Annotated in this window: 21 protein-coding genes; 12 read left to right on the plus strand and 9 right to left on the minus strand. The window is 41.7% G+C overall.

What is annotated here, in order from left to right; genetic code table 11:
- Positions 1-861 precede the first annotated feature (861 nt).
- The 4 genes from CWC28_RS13590 (at position 862) to CWC28_RS13605 (ending at position 5,579) form a co-directional block, all read left to right on the plus strand.
- Entirely contained in the window at positions 862-1,866 is a 1,005-nt protein-coding gene (locus CWC28_RS13590) for a Fe(3+) ABC transporter substrate-binding protein (protein ID WP_063702948.1), read from the plus strand.
- Between the two features lie 77 nt (positions 1,867-1,943).
- Positions 1,944-3,578: an ABC transporter permease gene (locus tag CWC28_RS13595; RefSeq protein WP_063702950.1), complete on the plus strand. Its 1,635-nt coding sequence runs from the start codon at positions 1,944-1,946 to the stop codon at positions 3,576-3,578.
- Positions 3,575-4,618 (plus strand): ABC transporter ATP-binding protein, encoded by a 1,044-nt coding sequence (locus tag CWC28_RS13600; protein ID WP_063702952.1) that lies wholly within the window; start codon positions 3,575-3,577, stop codon positions 4,616-4,618. The genes CWC28_RS13595 and CWC28_RS13600 overlap by 4 nt, the downstream gene beginning before the upstream one ends.
- A gap of 61 nt (positions 4,619-4,679) precedes the next feature.
- Positions 4,680-5,579: a Dyp-type peroxidase gene (locus CWC28_RS13605; RefSeq protein WP_063702955.1), complete on the plus strand. Its 900-nt coding sequence runs from the start codon at positions 4,680-4,682 to the stop codon at positions 5,577-5,579.
- Here CWC28_RS13605 and argR read toward each other — a convergent pair.
- Positions 5,576-6,043, minus strand: a complete 468-nt coding sequence (argR, locus tag CWC28_RS13610) for a transcriptional regulator ArgR (protein WP_063702957.1) — start codon at positions 6,041-6,043, stop codon at positions 5,576-5,578. The genes CWC28_RS13605 and argR overlap by 4 nt on opposite strands.
- A gap of 225 nt (positions 6,044-6,268) precedes the next feature.
- Here argR and mdh point away from each other — a divergent pair, with 225 nt between their 5' ends.
- Positions 6,269-7,204, plus strand: coding sequence for a malate dehydrogenase (mdh, locus tag CWC28_RS13620; protein WP_063702960.1), 936 nt, complete (start codon positions 6,269-6,271; stop codon positions 7,202-7,204).
- Positions 7,205-7,293: 89 nt separating this feature from the next.
- Here the strand turns inward: mdh and ispB are convergent, their stop codons facing one another.
- Positions 7,294-8,265, minus strand: coding sequence for an octaprenyl diphosphate synthase (gene ispB / locus CWC28_RS13625; RefSeq protein WP_063702963.1), 972 nt, complete (start codon positions 8,263-8,265; stop codon positions 7,294-7,296).
- Positions 8,266-8,675: 410 nt separating this feature from the next.
- Between ispB and rplU the strand changes: the two genes are divergently transcribed.
- The 5 genes from rplU (at position 8,676) to CWC28_RS13650 (ending at position 11,587) form a co-directional block, all read left to right on the plus strand.
- Positions 8,676-8,987: a 50S ribosomal protein L21 gene (gene rplU / locus CWC28_RS13630; RefSeq protein ID WP_036965957.1), complete on the plus strand. Its 312-nt coding sequence runs from the start codon at positions 8,676-8,678 to the stop codon at positions 8,985-8,987.
- Between the two features lie 17 nt (positions 8,988-9,004).
- Complete coding sequence (rpmA, locus tag CWC28_RS13635) at positions 9,005-9,262, plus strand: 50S ribosomal protein L27 (protein ID WP_036965960.1); 258 nt, start codon at positions 9,005-9,007, stop codon at positions 9,260-9,262.
- Positions 9,263-9,416: 154 nt separating this feature from the next.
- Positions 9,417-10,571 (plus strand): Obg family GTPase CgtA, encoded by a 1,155-nt coding sequence (cgtA, locus tag CWC28_RS13640; protein ID WP_063702966.1) that lies wholly within the window; start codon positions 9,417-9,419, stop codon positions 10,569-10,571.
- Between the two features lie 79 nt (positions 10,572-10,650).
- Positions 10,651-11,130 (plus strand): type 3 dihydrofolate reductase, encoded by a 480-nt coding sequence (folA, locus tag CWC28_RS13645; RefSeq protein WP_082874031.1) that lies wholly within the window; start codon positions 10,651-10,653, stop codon positions 11,128-11,130.
- 79 nt (positions 11,131-11,209) lie between these two features.
- Positions 11,210-11,587 carry a DUF3718 domain-containing protein gene (locus tag CWC28_RS13650; protein WP_063702967.1) on the plus strand — a complete coding sequence of 126 codons (378 nt, stop codon included), beginning with the start codon at positions 11,210-11,212 and terminating at the stop codon, positions 11,585-11,587.
- A gap of 336 nt (positions 11,588-11,923) precedes the next feature.
- On the opposite strand, the gene CWC28_RS13660 is transcribed toward CWC28_RS13650, so the two are convergent.
- The 7 genes from CWC28_RS13660 to lptD form a co-directional block, all read right to left on the minus strand.
- Positions 11,924-13,939 (minus strand): methyl-accepting chemotaxis protein, encoded by a 2,016-nt coding sequence (locus tag CWC28_RS13660; RefSeq protein ID WP_063702969.1) that lies wholly within the window; start codon positions 13,937-13,939, stop codon positions 11,924-11,926.
- A 141-nt stretch (positions 13,940-14,080) separates the two neighbouring features.
- Positions 14,081-14,896, minus strand: coding sequence for a symmetrical bis(5'-nucleosyl)-tetraphosphatase (locus tag CWC28_RS13665; protein WP_063702971.1), 816 nt, complete (start codon positions 14,894-14,896; stop codon positions 14,081-14,083).
- A gap of 6 nt (positions 14,897-14,902) precedes the next feature.
- Entirely contained in the window at positions 14,903-15,292 is a 390-nt protein-coding gene (gene apaG, locus CWC28_RS13670; RefSeq protein ID WP_054550996.1) for a Co2+/Mg2+ efflux facilitator ApaG/CorD, read from the minus strand.
- The gene (gene rsmA, locus CWC28_RS13675) at positions 15,276-16,082 is read right to left on the minus strand and encodes a 16S rRNA (adenine(1518)-N(6)/adenine(1519)-N(6))-dimethyltransferase RsmA (protein WP_063702973.1); all 807 of its coding nucleotides are present in this window, start codon (positions 16,080-16,082) and stop codon (positions 15,276-15,278) included. The genes apaG and rsmA overlap by 17 nt, the downstream gene beginning before the upstream one ends.
- The gene (pdxA, locus tag CWC28_RS13680; protein WP_063702974.1) at positions 16,079-17,071 is read right to left on the minus strand and encodes a 4-hydroxythreonine-4-phosphate dehydrogenase PdxA; all 993 of its coding nucleotides are present in this window, start codon (positions 17,069-17,071) and stop codon (positions 16,079-16,081) included. Before pdxA ends, rsmA begins: the two co-directional genes overlap by 4 nt.
- A 5-nt stretch (positions 17,072-17,076) precedes the next feature.
- Positions 17,077-18,369, minus strand: a complete 1,293-nt coding sequence (surA, locus tag CWC28_RS13685; protein ID WP_063702976.1) for a peptidylprolyl isomerase SurA — start codon at positions 18,367-18,369, stop codon at positions 17,077-17,079.
- A gap of 36 nt (positions 18,370-18,405) precedes the next feature.
- A complete protein-coding gene (gene lptD, locus CWC28_RS13690; RefSeq protein ID WP_063702978.1) occupies positions 18,406-20,652 on the minus strand; it encodes an LPS assembly protein LptD in 2,247 nt (748 codons plus the stop codon).
- 103 nt (positions 20,653-20,755) lie between these two features.
- Between lptD and CWC28_RS13695 the strand changes: the two genes are divergently transcribed.
- Together CWC28_RS13695 and murU are read left to right on the plus strand one after the other, a co-directional pair.
- A complete protein-coding gene (locus CWC28_RS13695; protein WP_063702980.1) occupies positions 20,756-21,757 on the plus strand; it encodes an aminoglycoside phosphotransferase family protein in 1,002 nt (333 codons plus the stop codon).
- The gene (gene murU, locus CWC28_RS13700; RefSeq protein WP_063702982.1) at positions 21,754-22,410 is read left to right on the plus strand and encodes an N-acetylmuramate alpha-1-phosphate uridylyltransferase MurU; all 657 of its coding nucleotides are present in this window, start codon (positions 21,754-21,756) and stop codon (positions 22,408-22,410) included. The genes CWC28_RS13695 and murU overlap by 4 nt, the downstream gene beginning before the upstream one ends.
- Positions 22,411-22,429 lie beyond the last annotated feature (19 nt).

Raw genomic sequence — 22,429 nt, forward strand, 5'->3', positions numbered from 1 at the left:
AATTTTTGCCTTGTTATCGACGAGGTTTTATTGCCTCAAAATAGACCACTTAATTAAGCGAATTGGTATAACTCTTTACTAAATTGTAGGCAAAAGAAAAGCGCGTACTATCACTAGTCGCGCTTGCGGAATCTTCTTAATTTTTTGCATCCTGCAATTGAATCTAATCAACTCCCTAAACTTTGCCAATCCATGCGATTACACTTTACTTATTGGTTCTGTGCAATATAAGGCAATCCAGCCTTGTTTCCTTTTTAGTCCTTTACATCCTTGCTGGTAATTACTTTACCATTCCCTTACGTGCCATCCTAACACTATCCCTTTACTTGCAAATCCATTGCGATGCCCTAACGGCCTGTCCTTTATTCCACTTTTTGAACTTCCTGTATAACAACGTCCTGCTGTTATGCCATTCCACATCATCCTGATGTTGTCCGTAGGTTGTCACTCCATTGCGTTACTCTTCCTGAGCCTGTCCTTGATTCCTTATTCTCCTAATGAACCTTATTCCGCGGTTTTATGAGTAATGCTTCCTTATCCATCTACTCATTAAGCTTCTTGCTTAGTTGATGTAAGTAATTATAGAGAAATAGGAAGCGCTGAGTAGGTCAAAATCTTGTTTAAACTGCTGGTTATTTTATTGTCATTTAAACTAAGTTGTTTTATTTCAGCTGGTTATGGGTTTTTGTGCAGTGTTTGCTGGTGCTTTTTACTCAATAACTGCCATGCGGGTGAGATATTTCTTACATGTAAATTCCCAAATGGCAGCTTGGTTAGTTTATTTATGAGTTTAAACGGGTGCACTTTGCCCTAACTCTAGGTAAAATATTTTGATAATTGTTATTATTTAGGTGTAATAAAATGAAAAAAACAGCCTTTGTATTACTTAGCGCATTTTTAACTGCGCCAGCATTTGCTGCTGATGTAGTAAATATTTACTCGTTTCGCCAACCGTTCTTAATTCAACCTATTTTGGACGATTTCACCAAGCAAACAGGCATTAAAACTAATGTGGTATTTGCAAAAAAAGGGCTGATTGAGCGTGTTAAGCGCGAAGGTAAACACAGTAAGGCTGATTTAGTATTAACTTCAAATTTTAGTGCACTTATTCAACTAGAAGATTTAGGTTTAACGCAGTCAATCAATAGTGATGTGGTAAACGCGAATGTGCCAAGCACCTTTCGCGATGCAGATGGTCAGTGGATAGCACTTACTAAACGCGTACGTAATGTTTACTCTTCAAAAGAGCGCGTTGGTGCACTTGCAGAGCTAACTTACGAAGATTTAGCGGACCCAAAATACAAAGGTAAAATCTGTACTCGCTCTGGCAAACATCCATACAATTTAGGTTTAGTTGCTTCTATGGTCGCTCACCATGGCGAAGCAAAAACTAAGCAATGGCTTGAGGGGGTTAAAGCCAATTTAGCACGTAAGCCGCAAGGGAATGACAGAGCGCAAGTCAAAGCAGTAAAAGAAGGTTTATGTGATCTGGCGTTAGGTAACAGCTACTATTTTGGTAAAATGATGCAAGATGAGCAGCAAAAATCATGGGCTGAAGCGGTTTATATTAACTTTCCTAACCAAACAAACCGAGGTTCTCATATCAATGTATCGGGCGTTGTTATGACCCGTTATGCTAAAAACCCTGAAAATGCCTTGAAACTGATTGAGTATATGACCGACAATAAGGCGCAAAATATGTATGCTTCAGTGAATATGGAATACCCTGTAAAGCAAGGGGTTGCATTATCTGAGATGGTTGCATCATGGGGTGAGTTTAAAGAAGACAGTCTTCCTCTTGATGAGATAAGCAAATATCGCCCTGTGGCACTGAAGCTGATTGATGAAGTAAAGTTTGATTTATAACGAGAACATTCCTCGTTACACAATTTTATAAAAGCTGTTTTTTAACAGCTTTTATTTTATCTGGTATTAATCCACTTATGCATGTGAAGTTTTCGCTGTCGCGTTGGCAGCTTACAGCCTGGCTTATTGGCCTGTTGCTTGTTACGCCATTAGGCTTTTTGTTATTTGAATCTCTGCAAGGGGATTCAGATGTATTTCAGCACCTTTTCGATACGGTGCTGTGGGATTATACCCGTAATACGCTAATTCTCATTGCAGGGGTAGGGCTGTTAAGCTGTATAATTGCATTGCCGCTAGCTTGGTTAACTGCATACTGTGACTTTCCCGGGCGTAAGCAATTTGAATGGGCGTTAATGCTGCCTTTAGCAATGCCAACTTATCTTATCGCCTACGTGTATACCGACTTACTTGATTACGCAGGGCCTGTACAGATCGCACTCAGAGACTGGTTTGGTTGGCAATCACCAGACGATTACTGGTTTTTTGATATTCGTACATTGACTGGGGCTATTTTTATGATTGCCTTGGTACTCTATCCTTACTTATACCTAATTTTTAAAACTGCACTCAGAGAGCAGTCTTTTAAACTAGTACAAGCTAGTCAGCTGATGGGTTTATCGCCATTACAGAGTTTTTTGCGCGTTAGTCTGCCTCTTGGTCGTGGGGCGATTGTGGCAGGGGTTACATTGATCAGTATGGAAGCTATGGCTGATTTTGCTACTGTTAACTACTTTGCTGTGAGCACACTGACGACCGCTGTTTACGATACATGGCTTGGCTATTACTCATTAACTGCTGCGGCGAAAATCTCAGGTATCATGTTACTGATTTTGTTTTTAACCATCATGGTTGAACGCTTTAGTCGTCGCAATCAAGCCGTGTATGAACGTCAGTCAAGCGTAAACAGCGCAACCTTGTATCGCTTAAAAGGCGGTGCGGCGTGGGCTGCAAGCTTTGCTTGTACAGTTGTGCTGGTATTGGCTTTTATCCTACCGGTTGGGGTGTTAGTTAAATACGCCATTGTCTATGCAGATGAAGCATGGAATGGGGCATTTTTTAATTACGCTTGGCAAAGTTTTAAAGTGGCTGTTGTGGTGAGCATTGCAACTATCCTATTGAGCTTATTGGTATTGTTTTATCAGCGCATTGCTAAACAAGCTTACCCTTTGCTCCCAGGGCGTTTAGCAAGTACTGGCTACGCCTTACCTGGTACTGTGTTAGCGATTGCCGTATTACTGCCATTAACACAGCTGGATGATGCATTAAATAATTGGCTTGAGCCTTTTGGTTTATCACCGGGGTTACTTTTAAGTGGCACTTTATTTGCGATGATCTTTGCTTACGTTGTGCGTTTTTATGCGATTGCACATGGCGCACTTGAAAGCAGTTTTTTACGTATTAGCCCATCACTTGATATGGCCAGCCAATCAATGGGCAAAGGGCCCTTACAAACACTTTGGCGAGTACATTTACCGCTATTAAAACGCGGCATTCTAACAGCTGGCTTATTAGTGTTTATTGAGTGTATGAAAGAATTACCGGCCGCTTTATTACTTAGGCCTTTTAATTTTGAAACGCTGGCCACCCATGTTTTTCAATATGTTAGTGATGAGCAATTGGAGCTTGCGTCAATTTCGGCCTTGTTTATCGTGTTAGTTGGGTTAATCCCTTTGTATTTCGTTAATCGTTCGATGGAGCAAAATCACTCATGAGTCATTTGATAATTAAAGACTTAGCTTATCAGTACAATGCGACTCAGGTGTTGAGTGAACTAAACCTCAATGTTGAACAAGATGAAATCGTCTGTTTGCTTGGCGCAAGTGGCTGCGGCAAAACCACAACCTTAAAGGCAATTGCCGGGATTTTACAGCCTGAGCAAGGCTATATGAGTATTGATTCAAAAGTGGTTAACGATAGTGGGCTATTTGTTGCACCGGAAAAACGTAATATTGGCATGATGTTCCAAGACTATGCGCTATTTCCTCATTTAACGGTGAGCGACAACATTGCGTTTGGCCTTAGCAACATGAGCAAAGCACAAAAGCGAGAGCGTGTAGATGAAATGCTTAGCCTTGTTAAACTCGATGGTTGTGCACAGCGATACCCGCATCAGCTTTCAGGTGGCCAGCAGCAACGAGTGGCAATAGCCCGTGCACTTGCTTACAAACCAAGTTTATTATTACTTGATGAGCCATTTTCGAATATTGATACACAAGTACGTTTTGAGCTTATCGCCGATATACGCCGCATTATTAAAGCTCAGCAGGTTTCTGCGGTATTTGTTACCCACTCAAAGGAAGAAGCTTTCGCATTTGCTGACACGCTTGCTGTTATGCATGGTGGAAAAATCGCCCAACAGGGCTCTCCGGAGCAGTTATTTAGTCAACCTAACTCAAAGGTGGTTGCAGAGTTTCTTGGTACGGGCATATACTTAACGGCAAAAGTATTAACGCCAACTGAATACGAAACGGCGTTTGGTGTGGTTCAGTCATTGACGGCAAGCAATACTAATTGCCAGCAAGGTCAAGTGTATATAAGACCGCACCATATTCAGTTGTGTGAAGCTGCGCACAGTGACGCAAACAGTTTAACTATCTTGCAAAGACGTTTTATCGGCACGCGTTATGTGTACCGTATCAATATTGCAGGTCAAGAGTGTGAAGTTGCCGCAGAGCAAGATCGCGTGTTAGCTGTTGAGCAGCCTGTAAAAATAAAAATAATGCCGCACACAGTCAATTTTTTTCATGATTAGTGATAAATAACAATCTTGAATCCTTGGCTTTGTGCAAATAACGAGAAGCTAAGGATTCACTATGGCGCAAGCGCAATCTGGGATTTGTGCTGAAGCAAACTTACATGGTTTGCACCTGTTTTTTAATGTTTACGATGGCCATGATGAGTCATTACGTAAAAAACTAAAACGCGTCAGCGTCATTCAAGATGAGTTTGCTGATCAGTTCTCAGAAGCCATGCTGTCGTGCGTGGTTGCCCTTGGTGCTCAGTATTGGCCGCATATCTTACCCGAGTTTATTCCTAGTCAATTGCAAAGCTTTCCGAATGTAACTCACAGTGATCATGTGATTAGTGCCCAGCCATTTGATTTGTTTGTACAAATTCGCTCAGACCGCGAAGATGTCAATCATCTATTTGCTCTGCAAATCCTAAAATTATTAACACCGGATGTTGAGCTGGTGGAGCAGGTTCGTAATTTTCGATTTTTAGACGGGCGTGATTTTAACGGCTTTATCTATGCGGGTGATACGCCGCATGGTCGCCAAAAGCGTAGTACAGCACTTATCGATAAACCGGGTCACTTTGAAGACCAAGGCAGTTATATCCATGTTCAGCGCTTTGTGCATGATTTGAGTGTCTGGCAGCATTTATCGTTATCTGAGCAAGAGCAAATCATGGGGCGCACGCGTTTAGATAACACCTTGATTGTGCCTGCTGTAGAAACCAGTCATGCGGTTCGTAGTGAATTAAAAGATGATCATGGCCAGCCACTATTGCTAAACCAAAGCATGCCATTTGGTGATGTGCATAAGCAGGGAATTTTAATGGTTTCGTGTGCTGCGCAAGGGGATGCGTTTGAACAGGTATTAAAGAGTCGCTTAGGGCAGGGCGATTGCTATGATCATTGGCTCGATTTTACTCAAGCCGATATGGGTTCTGCGTTTTTCGCCCCGTCAGTAAACTTCTTAAAGCAGCTTTAAACGGTATCGAATAAAGTGCGCACGCGCTCAAGCGTCACATCGATTTCAGAAATCTTCGCAGGGGCGATAAAAATAGTGTCGTCACCTGCAATCGTACCTAGTACACCATCTGCTTTACCGAGTGAATCAAGTAAACGAGCAATTAATTGTGCTGCGCCTGGACTGGTGCGAATAATGATCATCATTTCGTTATGCATAATATCAATAACAAGTTGGCGAAGCGGGCTTTTCGCTGTTGGCACACCCATTTCAGCTGGTAAACAATACACCATTTCTTGTTTTGCATTGCGAGTACGTACCGCACCGAACTTGCTTAACATGCGAGAGACTTTACTTTGGCTAATATTATCAAAGCCTTGCTCTTTTAATGCTTCGACAATCTCACCTTGTGAGCCGAAGTTTTCTTCTTTTAATAGCGCTTTAAACGCTTTGATCAGTGCTTCTTGTTTGTCTTGTGGTTGCATGTTGCCGTTTCTTTATTCATAAAATGTAGGGTAATTCTACACAACTCTGCATATTTATGCAGTATTAGTTTACAAAGTCGTCCAAAATGCTGTGTCTTTACAGCCAAGTTTACAACTATGGTCGAAATTATACGCGAAATAAGCAGGATAAATTTGTTTTTAGTCGCTAATTTCATTATCTTTAGGGCCACAAATATTTCCTACCTCAAATTACGGAGAATTCCAATGAAAGTTGCTGTTTTAGGCGCAGCTGGCGGTATCGGCCAAGCATTGTCTTTATTATTAAAAACAAGTTTACCTGCAGGTTCTGAATTATCGTTATACGATGTTGCCCCTGTTGTTCCTGGTGTAGCGGTTGATCTTTCTCACATTCCAACAGACGTTAAAGTTGAAGGCTTTGGTGCTGACAGCCTAGACGCAGCATTAGCTGGTTGTGATATCGTTCTTATCCCAGCGGGTATGCCACGTAAGCCAGGCATGGACCGTGCGGACCTTTTCAACGTAAACGCAGGTATCATCAAAACATTAGCTGAAGGCATCGTTAGAAACTGTCCTAAAGCGTTAGTGGGTATCATCACTAACCCAGTTAACGGCACTGTGCCAATCGTTGCTGAAGTATTCAAAAAAGCAGGTACTTACGATGCAGGCCGTGTATTCGGTATCACAACACTTGACGTGATCCGTTCAGAAGCATTTGTTGCTGAACTTAAAGGTTTAAGCGCAACTGACGTTAAAGTTCCAGTGATCGGTGGTCACTCAGGTACTACAATCCTTCCTCTTCTTTCTCAAGTTGAAGGTGTTACTTTCACTGACGAAGAAGTTGCAGCATTAACTCCACGTATCCAAAACGCAGGTACTGAAGTTGTTAACGCTAAAGCGGGTGGCGGTTCAGCGACTCTTTCAATGGGTGCTGCAGCAGCACGCTTCTGTATGTCTTTAGTTAAAGGCTTACAAGGTGAAGAAGTTGTTGATTACGCATACGTTGCAGTTGAAAACGGTGATGCAGCCTACTTCGCACACCCAGTTCGTTTAGGTAAAAACGGCGTTGAAGAAATCCTTTCTTACGGTGAGTTAAGTGCATTCGAAGAGCAAGCTAAAAACGACATGCTAGCTACTCTTAACAAAGACATCCAAGAAGGTGTTGATTTCATCAACGGTTAATTCCGACAGATGATAGGCGGTTTTTTAAATCGCCGAAAACAAAAAAGCCTGCATATGCAGGCTTTTTTAATGGCTCGAATAAATAGCGTTTAATGATCGCGGGCAACGGCGATGCGTGCCAAACTCTCTAATGCTTGTTTGTACGGTGTGTCTGGTAAGAAAGCAATGCAAGCAATCGCTTTGTCAGCTTCTTGCTCAGCTTTTTGCATTGCAAACTCAAGCGCTTTAGTATCAGCTAATGCTGCTAGAATGCTCTCTAAGTGATCCATACCATTGCCAAGCTCAATAGCGTCTCTAATTAGCTTCACTTGCTCTGGGGTGCCTTTTTGCATTGCGTAGATAAGCGGTAGGGTAGGTTTACCTTCAGCTAAATCATCGCCAATGTTTTTACCAAGTTGCTCAGCATCGGCGTTGTAATCAAGTACATCATCCACTAATTGAAATGCCGTGCCAAGATGCATACCGTATAAGTTTAATGCTTCAAGGGTTTGCTCATCTTGCTCGGTAATAATTGCAGCAAGGCCAGTTGCAGCTTCGAACAATTTTGCCGTTTTGCTGTAAATAACCTGCATGTAGCTTTGTTCTGTCGTGTCTGGGTCATTACAGTTCATTAGCTGTAATACTTCGCCTTCAGCGATGACATTCGTTGCATCAGCTAGAATTTGCATAATTGGCATTTTACCTAGGCCAACCATCAACTGAAATGAACGTGTATAGATAAAGTCACCCACCAAAACGCTCGCTGCATTACCAAATTCAGCATTGGCTGTTGGTGTACCACGGCGTAAATGTGACTCGTCGACAACGTCGTCATGCAATAAGGTCGCGGTATGAATAAACTCGATGATAGTAGCAAGCGTAATATGGTCTTTGCCCTCATAACCGAGTGCTTTTGCCGCTAAAATGGCCAACATAGGTCGAACGCGCTTACCACCGCTGTTTACTATGTATAAACCGAGTTGGTTAACCAATGCGACATCTGAGCGCATTTGGGCGTGTATAAGTTGATTGACGTCATCCATTTCATTTTCGATTAACGTCTGGATAGCTTTTATATCCATTGATCTCCGAGCCAATATTTATGGGTATACGGGGCTGATTGTACAACAAAAAAAGCGCTTGCTCGATATTTTGTGATGATTCATTAAAAAAACACTGTAAAGTTTTTTATTTCAGATCAATTTTGCTGACATAAATTTATAACCTTGATTAATAAGTGATCAGCTTTTTGAATTCACAAAGTCTGTATTATTGGCGTAATTTAATTGTCATGAGATCGTAAAAACCGCTTGGCATGTGGTGTTTTTAGGATAGAATAGGGGAAAATATTGAATTGCTCTCAATGCAGCTATTTTTTATTCATTTTATCGAAAAAGAGGCTTGCTAGTTTTTGCACATTAGCGTAAACTTCGCGCCCTATTGAAGAATATTTTAGTTGCGTCGATTTGAGGGCGCACAGACGGAGTTAATTATGTACGCGGTTTTCCAAAGTGGTGGTAAACAGCACCGTGTGACTGAAGGTCAAACAATTCGTCTTGAGAAATTAGACGTTGAAACTGGTGCAGCAGTTGAATTTGATTCAGTACTTTTAGTTGCTGATGGTGAGAAAATCGAGATCGGTGTACCGTTCGTAAACGGTGGTAAAGTAACAGCTGAGGTTGTTTCACACGGTCGCGGTGAGAAAGTTAAGATCGTTAAATTTAGACGTCGTAAGCATTCTCGTAAGCAAATGGGCCATCGTCAATGGTTCACTGAAGTTAAAATCACTGGCATTAGCGCTTAATTTAGAGGTACTGAGAAATGGCACATAAAAAAGCAGCTGGTAGTACTCGTAACGGTCGCGATTCAGAAAGCAAACGCCTAGGTGTTAAGCGTTTTGGTGGCGAATCAGTTCTAGCGGGTAGCATCATTGTTCGTCAACGTGGTACTAAGTTCCACGCTGGTGCAAACGTAGGTATCGGTAAAGACCACACTATCTTCGCAAAAGCAGATGGTAAAGTTCAATTCGAACAGAAAGGTCCTTTAAACCGTAAATACGTAAATATCGTAGCTGAGTAATCATCTCGATATTTGAAAAACCCCGCCTTTGCGGGGTTTTTTGTTTTGAGGCGCATACTAATGCGCATAAATATATACCTAAGCTAAGCCTGCAATCAGAAGGGCTTAGGTATATAATAGAGTTATTAACAAGCCAATCTTAAAGTGAGTAATCATGAAGTTTGTAGATGAAGTAGAAATTCGTTGTGACGCGGGTGATGGCGGCAGCGGTGTCGTATCTTTCCGACGTGAAAAATATGTACCAGACGGCGGTCCTGATGGCGGCGATGGCGGCGATGGCGGCAGCGTTTATCTACAAGCCGATGAAAACTTAAATACCTTAATTGACTATCAATTTGAGCGTTTTCATAAAGCAGAGCGCGGTACAAATGGCCAAAGCCGTAACATGACAGGTAAAAAGGGCGCTGATTTGACGCTTAAAGTACCTGTAGGTACGCGTATCACTGACGTTGATACAGAAGAGTCACTAGGTGATTTAACTAAACATGGTCAAAAAATTGTAGTTGCGAAAGGTGGTTTCCATGGCTTGGGAAATGCACGTTTTAAATCAAGTACTAACCGTGCACCACGTCAAAAGACACTAGGTACACCTGGTGAAGTTCGCAGCTTACGCCTTGAGTTAATGCTACTTGCTGATGTTGGCTTGCTGGGTTTACCTAATGCTGGTAAATCAACATTTATCCGTAGTGTTTCGGCGGCAAAACCAAAAGTGGCTGATTACCCATTTACAACGCTTATTCCTAACCTTGGTGTAGTACGCCCTGATGCGAATAAATCATTTGTTATTGCAGATATTCCTGGTCTGATTGAAGGCGCTTCAGAAGGTGCGGGTCTGGGTATTCGCTTCTTAAAGCACTTAGAACGTTGTCGTGTATTACTGCATATTATTGATATTATGCCAGTTGATGGTACTAACCCAGTTGATAATGCCTTTGCGATTATTAACGAGCTACACCAGTACAGCCCCAAACTTGCTGAAAAGCCGCGTTGGTTAGTATTTAACAAAATCGACTTATTGCCAGAAGATGAAGCCGAAGCCCTGTGTAATGAAATTGCCGAAGAGCTAGGTGAAGAGGTTAATGTTTACCGTATTTCTGCTGCAAACAAGCAAAATACCCAAGCATTGTGTCATGACATTATGGCGCTGCTTGATAGTATGCCGAAAGAGAAATTCGCTGAAGAAGAGAAAGAAGAAGTTGAATTTAAGTGGGATACTTACCATCAGAAAGCAACATCTCAAGATGATGATGATTGGGATGACGACTGGGATGATGATGACTACGATGTAGAAGTTATCTACCAACGATAAAATTTTAAACTGAAAAGGAGCCATGCGCTCCTTTTTTATTAATAAGAAAAAAGTATTAAGGTTTAGTGTGAAAATTTCAATGATTGCTGCTATGGCAAATAACCGAGTAATAGGCCAAGACAACCAGATGCCATGGCATTTACCCGCCGATCTACAGCACTTTAAAAAAGTAACTATGGCAAAGCCTGTGATCATGGGCCGTAAGACGTTTGAATCCATTGGTCGCCCTTTACCTGGACGTCAAAATATTATTATCACGCGCAACGCTGATTACACAGCAGAAGGGATTGAGGTGGTTACTTCACCAGAGGCTGCGCTGGCATTGGTTGCTGAAGTTGAAGAAGTTATGATTATAGGTGGCGGAAATATCTACGAACAATTTCTATCTCTGGCAGATCGACTATACTTAACATTCATCGATCTTGAAGTAAGCGGTGATACGCAGTTCCCAGATTACGAAAGTGTTGCTAATTGGACAGTTGTCGAGCAAGAACAGCATCAGCCTGATAACAAAAACCCTTACTCGTATACGTTTGTAACCCTGTACAAAAATTCGTAACATTATTGCGGTAAAATTAATTAGTTGGTACAATATTACACAATCTTGGTAAGAAGAAAGTATTACATAAGGGCAAAATATGATGAAGTTACCAAATATGTTACTTGCAGCGGCTGTTGTTTCAGCGTCAGTTGCGTATACAGCACCAGCAAAAGCTGATGATCAATTAGCGGTTTCAATCTGTGAGTATATTGCAGCAGATGATAAAAACCGTTTACGTGATAAGCTTAAGAGCTCACGTGTTAAAATCCGTAACATCTTTGATGCTGTACAGTGTAATGGTAATAACATGCTTCGTCATGCAATCGAAAGCGGCGCAGCAGATACAGGTGAATACATCGTTAAGAACCTATCTAAAAGTTCTTTAGAAGACGGTGCAGACATCGCATGGGCTGAAGCAAACGGCCACGGTGGTTCACCACTAATCGCTGTTATTAAAGACCGCGCAGGTCTTTAATTTAAAAGCCAATAGAATTTAAGAAACCGCACTCGTTGCGGTTTTTTTATGCCTGAAAAACGCTTCGCTAAATTAATTCCTACTCGCTGTAATACGTAATTATTTGCTATTAAAAAATGCGCCTATTTGGGAGGGGAGGCAGGCTAATATTAAGTGTAGTCAGCTCACAAGATAGGCGAATTGATATGAATACATACAAAAAAGCCGTGTTTTTTTTCACAAACACGGCTTCTATCTTTGTTAACTCGTAACTCGTAACTCGTAACTCGTAACTCGTAACTCGTAACTCGTAACTCGTAACTCGTAACTCGTAACTCGTAACTCGTTTACAGCTTCTTAAACTTTAAACGCATCGACCGATAAACGTAGTTCTTCTGCTAACTTAGCAACTTCTGAACTTGAAATATTGGTTTGGTTTGCGCCCTCAGCTGTTTGCTCTGCAATTGCCACAATCGACTCTAAGCGTTCGCTAATTTCTTGTGATACTTGTTGCTGTTCGTGAGCGGCTGTTGAGATCTCTTCACTTACATTATGAGCTTGTGCAACGGCTGCAGTGATTGAATCAAGGGCTGTGTTGGCAAGGTCTGACTGCTCAACACACGACTCAGCTTGTTGCTTACCTTTCGACATCGCCGATACAGCAGCCTCAGCGCCAACCTGAAGTGATTCAATCATAGCTTGGATCTCTTGGGTCGACTCTTGAGTCTTGCTTGCTAAAGAGCGAACCTCGTCAGCTACAACAGCGAAGCCTCGGCCTTGTTCGCCAGCACGTGCAGCTTCAATTGCAGCATTAAGCGCAAGTAGGTTAGTTTGCTCTGCAATGCCACGAATAACATCTAAGATACCGCCAATTGATGCGCTGTCTTTGTGTAGTTGATTGATAACTTGTGATGCATCATCAACTTCACGGGCAAGTTGTTCAATGGTTGCTTTATTTTGTGAAGAAATACCTTTAACACGGTCTGCTTCTTTATCCGCGTTTTTAATTTCACTCAGCGCTTGTTGAGCACTGCTGCTTACCGCTTGTGATGTACTGCTCATTTCAGTGGTTGCAGTTGCAGCTTGTTCAACTTGTGCTTGTTGATTACGAATCGCCTGGCTTGACTCTTCAGTGATTGCTGAAGTTTCCTCAGAAGCCGCAGCAAGCTGTGTAGAGCGAGAAATAATACCTTGAATAAGCGTACGCAAACTTTCGATGAGTGTATTACAGCTTCGTGATAACTCACCAAACTCATCTTTAGCTGAATCATCTAGGCGTTGAGTCATGTCACCACTAGCAACAATATCAAGAATTCGATTAACTTCAGATAGAGGTTTAGTAATACGGTTAACTGTAATCGCTGCTACTGCAATAGCAATTAAAGTCGCGATAACCATGGCAATCCAAGTCCAAATAGTCGCCGTTGATACATTACCGCTTACATCTTGCTGTAAGTCAAAGGCAAGGACAGTTGCTTGATCAACCAGCTCTTTAAGTTGTTTCAGGGCTTCGGTCGTTGATTTTTCTGCATTGGCTAGTTCAGATTCAGTTTGTGCAATTGCATCAATTAGGCGTTTTTTATTTGCAGATAAACTGTTGTTGCCGCGCACGTTATTGGCAAGGCTTTCAAAATAACCATTTAGGTCATTATATAAGTCAGCATTATTATCAATGATAGCTGGGCGAATAAGGCCAAGGCTTCGTTCAACTTCTTCCAAATAGTAAACTTGCTCGTTTTTAACAATATCTAACGTGTTAAGGGTTTTAACCGTTAACATATCAGTACTATTAGTGACGACTGACTGGAAGTTGTTTTCCATGTTGTTGGCAGCTTGATAAGCACGTGAGTGGTTTTCTTCAAGGCCATCAATATCAATGATATCTAGCACAACTGAGTTAGCATCTTCGGCGCTGATCTCGATACTTTCAAGCTGCGTGCGTAGCGTTTTATTCAGTTCTAGCTGAGTTTGTTTATCTGCGAAAAGGTTATCAACAGATTTAGCAAAACGTTTATAAGTTTGTTCAACTTCTTGGCTGCTTTGTTTCAGTTTAGGATCGTTACTCACTATCTGCTGTAGCTCTTGGTAAGAGCTATCGTAACGCTTTTTCTGTTCAGTAAAATTCTTGCGAAGAGCCGCTAACTCATCTTGTGATGTGGTGTAAAAGCTGGCTTGTGCCGATTTACTCATCAAAATGAATTCAACCTGCAACTCATAACTTTTATCGAGAGCCGGTAATGACAGCTGATTAACTCGCTGCGTTGATTGATCAATGTTGGTAATTCTGATCAACGAGTTACCACCAATAAATAGCAGGAGTAACGTAATAACAATAAAGCCACCCCAAATACGCTGTCTAACGGTCAAGTTCATATGTAATTCCAGAAAATAGTACTAATCAACACTTATCGGCAAGGTTGCCAATTAGTTAAGTATTTAAATTTAATTAGCTTTAAATTAAATTAACTTTAATTGTTATAAATCTAACAGATGTTCAGCTATTTTTCAGTTTATTTAGATAAAAGAGTGGGATTTTTCGACAAAACAGCCTTTTTGGCTGAGTTCCATGAGTGTCATAGCACCTCCCCATACACAGCCGGTGTCGAGAGCGTGAATATTTTTAGCTTTAACTTTACCTTCTAAAGCAGCCCAATGACCAAATGTGATCTGTTGCTTGAGCTTACTAATATTCGGATGCTCGAACCAAGGGATTATTGAGCTATCTTCACTAATGCTGGTTTTGTTACTGAAATCGAGTTCACCAAGCAAATTAACAAAGCGCATGCGCGTGAAGTAATTAACGATATAACGAAATTTAGCCTCGTTAGGTAATGTTGATTGCCATGCTAATGGATGAGGGTCATACATATTGGCAAAGTAATGGCTTGCATCAGCACCTTGATAGCAACGCTCTGCAAAGCGAGCACGCTTTAGTGCTTTTTTTATCGACCAATTAGGGTTTAAGCCAGCATGGCTTATGAGCATGTCATAGCGTTCAAGCCATAAGGCTAATGGTTGCTGTTGCAAAAAGTGAATATATTCAGCGCGTTTTGGGCTATCAAAAACATCAGCAAGTTTATCTTTTGGGTTTGCTGGTTTATTTAGATAATGACAAGCAATAAGGTGTAAATCATGATTACCAAGGGTAATACTGACACTGCCTTGCATTGTATAAAGGTGCTCGAGGCAGGCGAGTGAATCAGGGCCTCGAGCGACAATATCGCCGACTAAGTAGAGATGATCTTGGCTTGGGTTAAAATCGACACGTTTTAAAAGCGTATCAAATTCACTATAACAGCCCTGTAAGTCACCAATTGCGTAGTCAGCCATTGTTACCTAGTGCAAAATGTTTGGACGGGCTAAACGAAACACCTCGATTGGTGCTTCAAATTCAGTACCAAACTCGTTGCGCATGGTGTAGTGGCCTTGCATTGTCCCTACAGGGGTATCAAGTACCGCACCGCTGGTGTATTTGTAACTTTCACCAGGGGCAATGGTCGGTGTTTCACCAACAACGCCTTCACCTTGTACTTCCACTTCTTTGCCATTGGCATCGGTAATTAACCAGTAACGACTCAAAAGCTTAGCACTACATAAACTGTGGTTTTTTATGGTGATTGAGTAAGCAAAAACGTATTTATCTTGTTCAGGCTCTGATTGACCTTCTACATAGAAGGTCTCAACCGACACCTTAATTGGAGAACCTAAATTACTGCTTGTTGTCATAAATCCAATTAGCTATATCAATAAATTGTTGTAAAGACAGGCTTTCTGCACGAAGAGTGATATCTATACCGATACCTGTTAGCTCTTCAGCTGTAAGCAAGTTAGCTAAGCTGTTACGCAGTGTCTTACGGCGTTGATTAAACGCTTCTAAACATACTGTATTTAAAAGTTTAGTGCTTTTAGCTGTGCGTTGCTCTGGCTTTTTCGGGATCAAGCGAATAACCGCTGAATCAACTTTAGGAGCTGGCTTAAAACACTCTGGTGGCACATCAATTACTGGCATTGCGTGGCAGTAATATTGTGTCATTACACTTAAACGGCCAAACGCTTTACTGCCTGGGCCTGCTACCATACGCTTGACCACTTCTTTTTGTAGCATAAAGTGCATATGCTCAACGTTATCTGCGAACTCAAATAAATGGAATAGCAGTGGGGTCGATACGTTATAAGGTAAGTTACCAAAAATCTTTAATTTTTCGTCAGACTTGATCAGAGTGCTAAAATCAAACTTCATTGCATCGCCTTGATGCACCGTTAATTTTGGCCCTAAGAATGGGTGGCTTGTTAAACGTTCTGCTAAGTCTTTATCTAGCTCAACAACAGTTAGGTGGCCACTTAAATCAGCGACTGGCTCAGTGATTGCACCAAGACCCGGGCCGATTTCTACTAAATTGTCTTCAGGTTTAGGATCGATAGCCGTGACGATTTTGTCGATGATCATGTCATCGTTTAAAAAGTTTTGACCAAAACGCTTACGTGCGCGGTGTCCTAAATGTACTTTATCTGTCATTGATTCTGTGCTTTTTCATGGGCGAGCTTAATTGCTTCGCGGATCGCTAATTCAAAACTACCTACATCAGCAGTACCCGTGCCGGCTAAATCGAGCGCCGTACCATGGTCTACTGAGGTGCGAATAAATGGCAGGCCAAGGGTGATGTTGACCGAATTGCCGAAACCTTTGTATTTTAGCACAGGTAATCCCTGATCGTGATACATTGCTAGCACTGCATCTGCTTGCGAAAGGTATTTATCTTGAAAAAGGGTATCAGCAGGCAATGGTCCAATTAAGTTCATGCCTTGGTTATTTAACAGCTCTAACGTTGGCGCTATGGTATCAATTTCTTCAGTGCCTAAATGACCATCTTCGCCAGCATGTGGATTGAGGCCACAGACGAGGATACGTGGTTTTTCAATACCAAACTTAGTTTGCAAGTCATGGTTTAAAATAGTGGCAACTTTACTTAAACGCTCAACGGTGATTGCGCGCGATACGTAAGCAAGCGGTATGTGCGTCGTGACAAGTGCTACGCGCAAGCCTTCGGTTGCTAACAACATCACGACATCAGCAGTATTCGATTGCTGTGCAAAATACTCAGTGTGACCGCTGAATGAGATACCTGCTTTGTTGATAATTCCTTTATGTACTGGGCCTGTAACAACTGCGGCAAAGGTACCGTCCATATTTTTTTCACTGGCGATACGCAATGTATCGAGTACATATTGACCATTGGCGTCATTTAGTACACCTACTTCAACGTCTGTGCCTAAATCTACTTGGTGTAAGTAAACACTGCCAGCAGGCGCAATACTAGGCGTTTGGCTATCATCAAAGTCAATTAAGTTAATGTCTAAGCCAAGCAACTTGGCGCGCTGTTTTAACAGCGCACCATCAGCAATCACCACCAGTTGGGCATCCCACTGGTGCTGCGCTAACTTGATAAGTAAATCAGGGCCAATACCGGCTGGCTCACCTGGGGTAATTGCAATTCTAATGGTCATAATTTTTATTCTGTTGGGAAAATGTCAACGTGTGCTTGCTCACGCATTTCTTGCTGCCAGTTGAAACTTTCTTCTTTAAATTTACGATTAAACAGTAGTTGGTGAGCGCGGTTACGCTTAGCTTGCTCTGTTTTATCTGCTACACGCTTGTCAAGTAGCTGTACAATGTGCCAACCAAACTGTGTTCTGAACGGCTCGCTGATTTCATTTTTTTCTAGCGAAAGCAGAGTATTTTTGAACTCTGGTACATAAGTACTTGGGTCTGTCCAATCGTACTCACCGCCTTTTAATGCAGAACCTGGGTCTTCAGAGTACTCTTTAGCAAGCTCAGCAAAGTCAGCTTTACCTTCTCGAAGGTCTTTTGCAAAGCCTTTAAGCATGTCACGAGCTTTTTCTTCGCTTAAAATAATTGATGGTTTAACTAAGATATGACGCGAACGAACTTCAGTAGTTTCAACTACTTGACGGCCACGAACATCTTGTACTTTAATAATGTGGAAACCAGCGCCAGAGCGAAGCGGGCCAACGATATCATCTTTTTTATGACCTTTTACCGCTTCAGCGAATAGTGATGGCATTTCGTTAATGCTCATCCAACCAAGCTGACCACCTTCAAGTGCTTTTGAACCACTAGAAGATGAAATAGCGATACGTTTAAATTCTTTGCCTTCTTTTAAAAATTCGATAACTTTGTCCGCACGCGTTTTAGCACTGGTGATTTCATCCGGTGTTGCATCACTTGGAATATCAATCAGGATGTGACCAATATCGTACTCTTCGGCACTTTTACCTTGAGTTTCCATAATTTTTAAAAGGTTATCGATTTCTTGCGGGCTGATATAAATGCGACGGTCAACGTTCGCACGCATAACTTGTTGCGTGGTGATCTCTTTACGAATTTCTTCACGGTATGCTGGGTAGCTCTCGCCTGCAGCTTCAATTGTACGGCGTAAATCAGCGATTGAACCACCTTGCTCGCGCGCCATGTTTTCTAGCGTTTGGTCTAACTGAGAATCAGAGATTTCTAAGCCCATGCGTTCAGCAAGTTGCATCATCAGAGTTTGGTTAACTAAACGTTCAATTGCTTGAATGCGAAGCGTGTCATCAGAAGGTAATTCTTGACCTTGCTCTGCAGCTTGAGTTTTTACTCGGTTGATTATGGTATCTACTTCACTTTGTAAAATAACACCTTGGTTAACTACACCAACGACTTTGTCGATTTCGACAGGTTTTGCGAAAACGCTTTGGCAAAGGCCAACTGTTAATAATGCAGATGCAAATAATTTTTTTAAATTCATACTTTTTCTAATACTCTTGCTAATAGTACTGCGGTACTAGTTATTAAGAAAATACGGTCTACGATAGCCAAAAATACCTTGTTGTAATAATTTTTGTGCATCATAACGGCTTTTACTTCCAAGCCCTTTTAATACGATATTGAAGCCAATACTGGTATCAAAGGTTGCTTGCTCTTGACCAATCGCCTGGTTTAAATCAGTTTCGATTTGACGACGGCCTGTGATTTGAAACGCCCAACAGCACGATTCATACTGAAGACCGCTGAAAACCTCAATACTACGACCACTTTCTAAATCGCGGTGATAGCTGCCAACAAACTGCCAATCTTGCGATAGCGGAATGCTGGTAAATAGACCAACTTGCTCGATTGTATTGCCTGAGACATCATTTGCATAGCGATGGTTCAATTGCACGAGCTGTTTATCGTCACCTTTATAATCTAAGGTGATATTTGATTGAATAATTTCTTTACCATCAGTGTCGTATTGAATACCACCTGATAAATACCAGCGACGGTGCCAATGTAACATGGTTTGCGCTGCGAACAAGGCATTGTAGTTAGTATCAACATTAATACCTTGTGATGTAGGTTTAGCATCATCACTTAAATAGAATATTTGGCCAGCGCTGAAATTAAATACTTCTTCGTTTTCACTGCTAAACAGGCGAGTTGTCGCACCTAACGTAAATTGGTTCGCAGTGGCAATGCGGTCGATGCTTGAGAATCGACGGTCTCTAAATAAACCAAAAAAGTCGTCTTGTAATTTTGTTGTATCGTAAAGGCCAATGTTTGATTGGTCTTTATTAGGGGTGTACAAGTACTGAATTTGTGGTTCAAGTGTTTGAATACCATCTTTAAAGAAAAACGCAGTATCACGCTCAAAATTTAATTGGCTGTATAATCGCACTTTTGGCAGGGTACGGGTGACTTTTTCGTCGTAGTCGGTACCTGTTAAATCACCATGCTGATTATATTCTGTATGCAGTAAACTGAATTCAGATAAAAACGACCAGGCATATTCTTGATAACCAAAACTTGCTTTCGGTTCTATGTGAACACGGCTTGCTTCATCAATGACGGCATCATCATTCGTGAAGTAGCTAAGCTCACCATCTAAGGTTAAATCAACGCCATAAAAGTTATAGGCATCAGTTTGCGAAAAGCTAATTTGTGGCAGCGCCGCGTATGATTCGCGGTGATCACCAAGCACTTCAAAACTTTGCAACTTGATATTAGTACGCCAAGTGTCACCTAAGTGGGTGAGTGAACCTGTGCGGTATAACTGAGTGTCTGTACGGGTCGCATAACCAGAATTTAAATCGGTTAAGTAGTTATCATCACTAACGTTAGTAATATCGATATTACCGCGCCAGTTCTCACCAAAGTAGCTTTGCTGCTGCCAATGGAATAGATAACGCGAGTCAACATTTGGCTCTTCATCATCTTTATCTAAGTATTCAACGGCAATGAGACCGTTGTTTTGCTCAGTTAAATAACGAAACTCACCAATCATTTGTAAGCCGCGCTTCGACATATAGCGAGGCGTAATGGTGGCGTCGTAATTAGGTGCAATATTCCAATAATACGGAGTGATAGTTTCAATACCGTAGCGACCAGAACTTGAGAAATTAGGTGTTAATAAACCTGATTTACGGCGGTCATCTAACGGAAACGTAAAATAGGGAATATAAAGCACGGGCGTATCAAATACTCGTAATACGGTATTGTGGGTTTCGCCCCAGCCATCTTCACTTGATAAGTCAATTTCGTCAGCTTCGATTGCCCACACCGGTGTTTCGCCGGGGCAGGTAGTAAAGCTTGCGTTCATCAGGTTTAGGCCAGACTCGTTGACTGTTAGTTTTTCTGCGCCACCATGACCAAGTTGGTCGGTGAGCTTATAATCAGCACCAAGCAAGCTTAATTCAGAATTATTTAAATCCGCATTGAGCCCAGAGCTATTAATTTGGCTTACTTTATCGCGATAAACGATAGGGCCGGTTGCATTAAGTAACCCACGTTGTTTGTCAATCAGTGCACTTTGTGCGGACAAATTCATCGTTAGGGTGTTAATATCTACATTACCGGTAAATTCTGCGCTTTGGGTACCCAATAGTTCAATATCATCGGATTTGATATCGATCATATTAAGTTCAAGGCCAGGGAGCGGTTGCCAAGCTCTGGTTTGCATTGAAGTGCCACAAAAATTGTGTGTCAGTTCAGTTTCGGCGAACGATGGTGCGCTAAGTACGCTTAGCATCATTATGCCCCAGGTTTTGCTCATTTAATGACCTTAATGCTCTTTGGTTGGATATAAGCTAGACATAATAAAGGAAAACAATGGCAAATACAGTAATTGACTTAGTGAAAAATAGATATCTTACTAAATGAATCGTTATAAAAGTTTACAGCAGTTTTTAAATCCTCACTTTAAAGAGGATGAATATCAATTAGCCGCCATCACTGGGGATGCGAGTTTTCGCCGTTATTTCCGTGTAAATACAGGTGATCAAAGCTATATTGTCATGGACTCAGATCCAGACAAACTAGATAACACACCTTATATAGAACTTAACAAAGTATTTTCTCAGCATGGGTTTAAATTACCAAAAATTCTTCAGGCAGATGAAAAGCAAGGCTTCTTCTTGCTGAGTGATTTAGGCAATACTCATTTGGCTGATTTACTGGGCGACGAAGACCGCACTTTACACTACAAACATCTAATAAAGTTAAGTGCACAGTGGGCGCAAATCCCGCCTGCCCAATATATGAAAGTATTTGATGGCGATTTTTTACAATTTGAGCTAAGCATTTTTAGAGATTGGTTAGTCGATAACTTTATTGGTGAGCAACTCTCTGCTGATGAGCAGCAAATGTGGCAACAAGCCTGTGAGTTATTAATTAATAATGCGCTTGAGCAACCAATTGTTACGGTGCACCGAGACTTCCATAGCCGCAATATTATGCGCACAGGGCAGCAATGGGCAATCATCGATTATCAAGATGCCGTACAAGGGCCGGTGTGTTATGACCTTGTTTCGTTATTAAGGGATTGCTATTTCAAGCTACCAGAGCAAGAACTCGACTACCTTTTACATTACGCTTATGACGAATTTAGCGAGCAGCAGCTATTGCAAGACACCTCATTTGCGATGTTTAAACGTTGGTTTGACTTAACCGGCGTGCAGCGTCACTTAAAAGCTGCGGGCATATTTTGCCGCTTAAAATTACGTGACGGTAAGTCTGGCTATTTGAATAATGTGCTGCCAACCCTTACATACATCAGTAATGTCAGTAAAGAATACCCAGAGTTAACAGCCCTTGGTCAGTGGATAGAGCAGACAATTATTCCACAGACCAAGCAGCGTTTAACGAAAGAGTCGAAATGAAAGCAATGATCCTAGCGGCAGGGCGTGGTAAACGCATGATGCCGCTAACCGAAACGCAACCAAAGCCGATGCTAAAGATTAACGGCAAGCCACTATTAGAGCATCACATTAATAACTTACGTCAAGCCGGGGTTACCGATATTGTTATTAACCTTGCCTGGCAGGGCGACAAAATAACAGAGTATTTCGGTGATGGTTCGCAGTTTGGTGTATCGATCACTTACAGCCAAGAGCAGGCTGGGGGGCTTGAAACCGCTGGTGGTATCATTCAAGCATTGCCGTTATTGGGTGAGCAATTTATTGTCATCAATGGTGATGTGTTTACTGATTACGATGTGACTTCGTTAATGCAGTTGCACCTGCAAGTCGGTGAGGCGCATATTGTCCTTGTTGAAAATCCTGCGCATAATCCTGATGGTGATTTTGCGCTGAGTCATCTAAGCCATGATAGTCAAAAGTATACTTTTTCCGGTATAAGTCGTTATCATGCTGATTTCTTTAAAGGTCTCAGCACTGGTGTTCGTCCACTTGGGCCTATTTTGCGAGAAAAGCTCAGTGAGCATCAGGTTTCGACTGAACTTTATTTAGGTCAATGGGATGACATTGGCACACCTGCCAGACTCGACGAAATCAATCAGCGTTTCGCTTTGTAATAACAACAGAGGTTTGCCA

Origin of the sequence: Pseudoalteromonas sp. S4492 (assembly GCF_005886115.1) — a bacterium.
Lineage (GTDB): Bacteria > Pseudomonadota > Gammaproteobacteria > Enterobacterales > Alteromonadaceae > Pseudoalteromonas > Pseudoalteromonas gelatinilytica.